The organism is Hyalangium sp. (assembly GCF_035629615.1).
In the GTDB taxonomy this organism is placed as follows: Bacteria; Myxococcota; Myxococcia; order Myxococcales; family Myxococcaceae; genus Hyalangium.
The window spans coordinates 1-5,706 of record NZ_DASPHO010000708.1 but is presented as its reverse complement, the minus strand read 5'-3'; the positions used below and the strand labels follow the sequence as shown (position 1 = coordinate 5,706).

The following is a 5,706-nucleotide window of genomic DNA, read 5'->3' as shown; positions in this document are numbered from 1 at the left end:
CTCGGGGTTGGGAGGGCGCCGGAGCCGACGGGTGTGGGGCGGAGGCGGCGGCAGCGAGAGGCCAGGCAGTCTCCGCAGGCCGGGCACGCGCTGGACCATCCGGCGGGCCTGTCCCCAGTTCCCATCGAGCACGATCAGCCGCCGCGGCGCAGGCGCCTCCGGCTCGGGCGGTGGTGCATCCGGGAAGAGCAGCCAGGTGCCCGAGCCCTCCAGCACCGAGGCGTCGAACGGCTGGCCGGGCGCTCCGTACGTGAGCACCTGGCAGCGCGTCAGGGCGAGCGCCGCCAGCCGCGCCGTGTTGGTGGACTTCTCCTTCTCCTTGTTATGCCGGATGACGAGGAACTCGGTGCGCGTGTCGAGCCGCGGCACCTGCGCGCACAGGCACAGCCGGGTGGGCAGGTAGCACCGCGGGCAGCGGCCCGCGAGGTCCGGCGGGGTACGAGACCTCATGTTCCGGAACAACACCTCATGTGCTGATCTTGTTGCCGCGCCGGTACTGCTCCATGAACTCGCGAGCCTCGCGCAGCTTCTGCTCGACGTAGCGGTCCTCCGCGTCCGGCTCGTAGTCGTCCGGCATGTCCACCTGGAAGAGGGCTGAGAGCGCGCCAGGAGAGACCTCGAGCCACTCGGCGGTGCGGCCCAGCGCCACGTGGCGGCGGCCCGCGAACGTCTCCGGGCCATCCTCCGGGCCACACCGGCAGATGCGCGCCGAGTCTCCCGACACGTCGATGTAGAGCCCGAGCACTCCCGCCTCCAGCTCCGCAGCGAGTGAGCACGTCACCTCGCTGACGTACGCGGCCAGGGCTTGAGCAGCAGAGCGCTCGCCGAGCGAGCGCACCATGAAGACCTTCCACCCGGCCTCGCTCAGCGCGCCCGCTTCCTCGAGCGGCACCAGCTCCGCGGGAGGCGCCTGGATGCGCGACAGCAGCCGACGCACGGGCGTCTCGATGCGCTCCCCGCGTGCATGAGAGGCGGGGCAGAAAAAGAGGACGCGGTAGTCGCGGCTGTCGACAGGGGAGTCCATACGGAACTTCAGGGAAGAGAGGGTCTCCTAGAACAAATGCCCTAATACTACATAACAGTCAGCTTCGTTATTCAAGAAGTACCAGAAATTAATGGTAAAGGCGAATCCAAGATCTGGGGCTCCGTCGCCACCCAGACCCCCACGGCGAGCACGAGGGCGCCGCCGAAGAGGCCCCACGGGCCGAGGGCCTCTTGGAAGACGAGCCAGCCCAAGAAGGTGGCGGTGAGGGGCTCGAGATAGGTGAGCGCGCCCGTGGCGGAGGTGGGGATCCGGCGCAGGCCCATGTTGAAGAGGATGTTGCCCGCAAGTCCGCACAGCACGCCTCCGGCGAGGACCCAGAGCACGGGCACCTCGAGCGGCGGGAGGGCGTCGCGCCCGAAGAGGAGCAGCAGGGTGAGCACGGAGACGGCGGCGTGGACGGAGGTGACGCCGAGGGGAGACCAGGCGCGCGCGGCCGTCTTCGCGGCGAAGACGGTGACGGCGAAGAAGAAGGCGCTGGCGCCGCCGAGCACGGCCGTCCATCCCGAGAAGTCCGCGCCGGGCCGCCAGATGAGCAGCGTCAGGCCCAGCGAGGTGAGGGGGGCGCCGATGAGGGCTCGCATGGAGCGGCGCTCGCCGATGATCCAGGGGGCTGACAGGGCCACCAGCAGGGGCGCGAGGTAGTGGGTGAGCACGGCGATGGCCACGGGGCCGCGCTTCACGGCGGCGAAGACGAGGGCCACGTTGATGGCGTCTGCCACCCCCATGATGACGAGCGCCACGGTGGCCCGGCGGTCGCTCAGCGACTTCCTCCGGAGGAAGAAGGGCGCGGGCAGGGCCATGGTGAGCAGCGCGAGCAGGGCATTCTGTGCGCCCGAGAGCCCTGCTGGGCGCAGGAAGAGCGGCCAGAAGCCCCAGAGGGTGGCCCCAGCCGCGACCATGGCGAAGTACCGCACGTAGGCTCCTGAAGGACCGAGGCGGAGGGCGCCTCAGAAAGGCGCGCAGACTAGACCAGGGCCTCGGGATGTGAACCGGAACTGCAGGGAAGGCCCCGGCTCCCGCCCGCTTCCCGGCGGCAGAGCGTGCAGGCGTCAAGGGCGTCGTCAGCCACCGTCAACAACGGTGACGGTGGCGGGGCCAACCCCTCGATTCGAGGCGTCCGGGCTCCTGGCACGGCGGGTGCTCTGGAGGTGGGGCAGAGGAGGAACACCCCATGAGCCTGTCCCGTGACTTGAGTACCGCCCTCCACGAGGTGGGGGTGGCGCTGCGCCGACCCGAGGAGTTCACCACCCGCTGGAGGGATCGCCGGCTGAGCCCGGGGCCGAACCCGATCGTCTTCCCCGTGCTGCTCATGAGCGCGGTGCTGGGCATCGCCGCCTACGGCCTGGTGATGCGGCTCCACGAGGGCTGGGGAGGGATGCTGGGGGGGATGCTCAAGGCCCCGGTGGCCGCGGGGCTGGCGTGGACCGTCGCGCTGCCGGCGCTCTACATCCTCAACTCGGCGCTCGGCTCGAAGCTGGACGCGTCCACCACGCTGCTGGCGGCGCTCTCCACGGTGAGCTTCGGCTCGCTGGCGCTGCTGGCGAGCATCCCCATCACCTGGTTCTTCGGGCTGGCGCTCCCGTACGGCTTCGTGCGGCTGGCGGTGAACCTCACCGTGTTCGCCGGCGTGGGGGTGTGCATGGTGGATGTCTTCCTGAGGACCATGAAGGCGCTCGAGCCCGAGCGCAGCCGCGCCTACGCCACGCTCTGGCTGGTGCTGGTGGGCGTCATCGGCGCGGAGCTGATGACCCTGTTCTCCCTCTTCCGCTTCGACGCCTGACCCTGGAGGTTGCCATGGACGCTGCTACGAACCCTGTTCCGGGGATGTTCGATCTCATCCTGCGCGGCGAGACGCGCCTCCACCGGGTGATGCGGGACGAGGCAGGCCTGCCGGAGGTCATCCAGAAGCTCCTTGCGCTCTCGGTGCTGGGGCTCTCCATTCATGGGGTGGTGCTGGGGCTGGCCGCAGAGCTGTTCGAGCCGCGCGCCTCGCTGGCCTGGTACCAGGCGGGACACCCGGTAGTGTGGCTGCCGCTGGCGTTGATCGCGGCCTTCCTGGGCGCGCTCTGCATCTGCCTGCCGTCCTTCTACTTCTACACGCAGCTGTCGGGGCTGGACGCCTCGTTCCGGCTGGTGACGGCCCAGGCACTGCGCGCGCAGGCCACCATGTCCGTGCTGCTGCTGGGCGTGCTCCCGTTCTACGCGGCGTGGCTGCTGGGGACGGTGGTGGGGGTGTTCGACGCGCCGAGCACCGCGCTCTTCGCGGGGATGTGTCTGCCCTTCGCCGTGGGGCTGCTGGGCATCCGCGCCGTGTATCGCGGCTTCTGCGACCTGGCCGAGCACCTGCCCATTACACACAAGCGCCGGGGCAACTTCCTGCGGCGGCTCGTCCTGTGCTGGGGCGGTGTCTACACCGTAGTGGCCCCCGTGGCCCTGTACCGGCTGGGCGAGGCGCTCGGCTCTCACTTGTGAGGAGGAGCCTTCCATGGGCGTCGTCGAGACCTGCATCCTGTATCTGCTGCTGGGCGGTGTGGTGGCGGTGGCGCTCGTGCTCCGGGCCGAGGGCAAGGGCCGGAGCGCACGGATCGTCACCTTCGTGGCCGGTGTCTTCTTCTGGCCCGTGTTCGCGCCGTTCCTGCTGTCGCCGGCGCGCGCGGCGGATCGGGTGACTCCACCAGCCCGCGTCGCGCGGGATCGGCTGGTGGGCGCGCTGGGGCAGGTGGAGGGGCTGGCGGCGGACGTGCTGCGCCCCGAGGTGGCGCGGCTGCGCGGGCTGGTGGACGCGGTGGGGAAGATGGAGGCGCGCGTGGCGGAGATGGATGCGCTGCTGGCCACGCCCGAGTTCGATCGAGCGGCGGCCTCCGGGCAGCTCGAGGCGCTGGCCCGGCGCGGTCTGCCGCCGGAGGATGCCCGGGTGCAGAGCGTCCAGGCGCGGCTGCGCAACATGGAGCGGCTGGTGGCGATGCGGGAGCGGACGGCGGCGGACCTGGAGCGGGTGGTGCTGCAGCTGGAGGAGATGGGCTCACGGCTGCAGCTCCTGAAGTTCGCGGGGCGGCCGGATGCGGAGCTGGTGGAGCTGCTCCAGTCGGTGGCCTCCAGCGTGGAGGAAGTGACCGAGGGGCTGCTCGCGGCAGGCTGACACCGGCCCGGGTTCTGTCAAAGTCACCCGGAATGGGGCCTCTCTTCGCGTACAGCCTCGTGCCGGTCCTCTCGGTGGCCTTGCTGCTGTGCTTCACCGCCACGCTCCGCGCCCGGAATGCGCGGGGGCTGGCCTTCTACTGTCTGACGGTGGCGGCGTGGAGCGGCACGCTGCTGATGCTGTGCATGCCGCGCACGGCGTGGCTGGGAGAGCGCCTCGTGTCGATGGGGACCTTCACGGCCGCGGGCTTCCTCCACGCGGCCTACAACGTCACAGGGCAGCGCTCGTACCGGCTGGTGGCGTTTGCGTACCTCGTGGCCCTGGGGCTGACGTTGCTCGGGGTGGTGGAGCCCAACGTCCTCTACGGGCCGCTGGCGATGACTCGAGGCCCCCTGTTCTGGCCGGCGATGGTGCTGGCCGTGGTGGCGGCGACGGTGCCGCTCGTCCACCTGGTGCGCATGTACCGGGTGGCTTCGCCCGAGCGGCGTCCCTTTCTGCGAGGCCTGGGCATCGCGGGTGTGCTCACCTACTCGGGAGGCATTACCAACGCCGTGCTGCTCTCGGGTGGGTACGCGTTGCCGTTCGGCATGTACCTGGTGCTGGGCGGGTTGCTGGTGCTGGCGCAGGTGATTGGCGGGCACCAGGCGGAGAGCGAGCGGCGGTTGTTGGAGCGCAGCATGGTGTACTCGGCGCTGGCGGCGGTGCTGTCGGCGGGATTCCTGTTCGGAGTGTTGACGCTGATGGCCGGGAGCGGGCAGCCATATCTGCTGGAGTACCGGGTGGGGGCGTTCTTCCTATTGGCGCTGGCGGCGCTGGCGTTCGAGCCGGTGCGCCAGGGGTTTCAGGAGTGGCTGGGGCGGAGATTGCTCAAGGGGCGCGCGGGGGCGAGCGAGCTGGCCGAGGAGCTGGTGAAGCAGGAGGAGCGGGCGGATCAGGCGGCGCGGTTGGCGGAGCTGGGGCAGTTCACCTCGGCGGTGGCCCACGAGGTGCGCAACCCGCTGGGAGTGCTCGGGGCGCACCTGAAGCTGCTGGAGCGGACGGGGACGGATCCAGAGGCCATCACGGCGATGCGGGAGCAGATCGACCGGGCGAGCCACTTCGTGGACGAGCTGCTGCGCTATGGGCGCCCGAGGCCACTGGAGCTGCGGCGGGTGGATCTGCGCGCCACGGTGGCGCTGGCGTACTCGACGGCACGGCAGGGGCTGGGAGCTCTGGCTCCAGAGGTGACGTTCGAGCAGGGGGAGGGGGAGGGGATCGAGGTGGAGGCGGACCAGGCTCAGCTCTCGCAGGTGCTGGTGGTGCTGTTCGAGAACGCACTGCTGGCGCTGCGGGACGTGCCCTCACCGAAGCTCCGCGTGGCGTGTGCACAGGAGGGAGAGCGGGTTCGGGTGGTGGTGGAGGACAACGGGCCGGGAATCGCGCCGGAGCTGCTGCCGCGCCTGTTCCAGCCGTTCTCGCAAGGCGATGCGTCGACGACGCGCGCGGTCGGCGGCACCGGCCTGGGCCTGTCGATCTGCCGCCA

At 70.5% G+C, this 5,706-nt stretch carries 7 protein-coding genes; 4 read left to right on the top strand and 3 right to left on the bottom strand.

Going from position 1 to position 5,706, the window contains the following annotated elements:
• The 3 genes from VD972_RS35540 to VD972_RS35530 form a co-directional block, all read right to left on the bottom strand.
• A partial coding sequence (locus tag VD972_RS35540; RefSeq protein WP_324993258.1) for a DTW domain-containing protein occupies window positions 1–450 on the bottom strand: 450 nt, incomplete at its 3' end.
• 16 nt (window positions 451–466) lie between these two features.
• Window positions 467–1,024 (bottom strand): hypothetical protein, encoded by a 558-nt coding sequence (locus tag VD972_RS35535; protein WP_324993257.1) that lies wholly within the window; start codon window positions 1,022–1,024, stop codon window positions 467–469.
• A gap of 71 nt (window positions 1,025–1,095) precedes the next feature.
• Window positions 1,096–1,959, bottom strand: a complete 864-nt coding sequence (locus tag VD972_RS35530; protein ID WP_324993256.1) for a DMT family transporter — start codon at window positions 1,957–1,959, stop codon at window positions 1,096–1,098.
• A gap of 257 nt (window positions 1,960–2,216) precedes the next feature.
• On the opposite strand from VD972_RS35530, the gene VD972_RS35525 reads away from it, so the two are divergent.
• The 4 genes from VD972_RS35525 to VD972_RS35510 form a co-directional block, all read left to right on the top strand.
• On the top strand, window positions 2,217–2,825 hold the full coding sequence (locus VD972_RS35525) for a hypothetical protein (protein ID WP_324993255.1): 609 nt from the start codon (window positions 2,217–2,219) through the stop codon (window positions 2,823–2,825).
• Window positions 2,826–2,839: 14 nt separating this feature from the next.
• Window positions 2,840–3,517: a hypothetical protein gene (locus tag VD972_RS35520; RefSeq protein WP_324993254.1), complete on the top strand. Its 678-nt coding sequence runs from the start codon at window positions 2,840–2,842 to the stop codon at window positions 3,515–3,517.
• A 13-nt stretch (window positions 3,518–3,530) separates the two neighbouring features.
• Entirely contained in the window at window positions 3,531–4,184 is a 654-nt protein-coding gene (locus VD972_RS35515) for a hypothetical protein (protein ID WP_324993253.1), read from the top strand.
• A 32-nt stretch (window positions 4,185–4,216) separates the two neighbouring features.
• A partial coding sequence (locus tag VD972_RS35510; RefSeq protein WP_324993252.1) for a HAMP domain-containing sensor histidine kinase occupies window positions 4,217–5,706 on the top strand: 1,490 nt, incomplete at its 3' end.

Coding starts and splice junctions, on each gene's coding strand:
- VD972_RS35535 (WP_324993257.1), bottom strand. CDS start 1,024: ATGGACTCCCCTGTCGACAGCCGCGACTACCGCGTCCTCTTTTTCTGC.
- VD972_RS35525 (WP_324993255.1), top strand. CDS start 2,217: ATGAGCCTGTCCCGTGACTTGAGTACCGCCCTCCACGAGGTGGGGGTG.
- VD972_RS35520 (WP_324993254.1), top strand. CDS start 2,840: ATGGACGCTGCTACGAACCCTGTTCCGGGGATGTTCGATCTCATCCTG.
- VD972_RS35515 (WP_324993253.1), top strand. CDS start 3,531: ATGGGCGTCGTCGAGACCTGCATCCTGTATCTGCTGCTGGGCGGTGTG.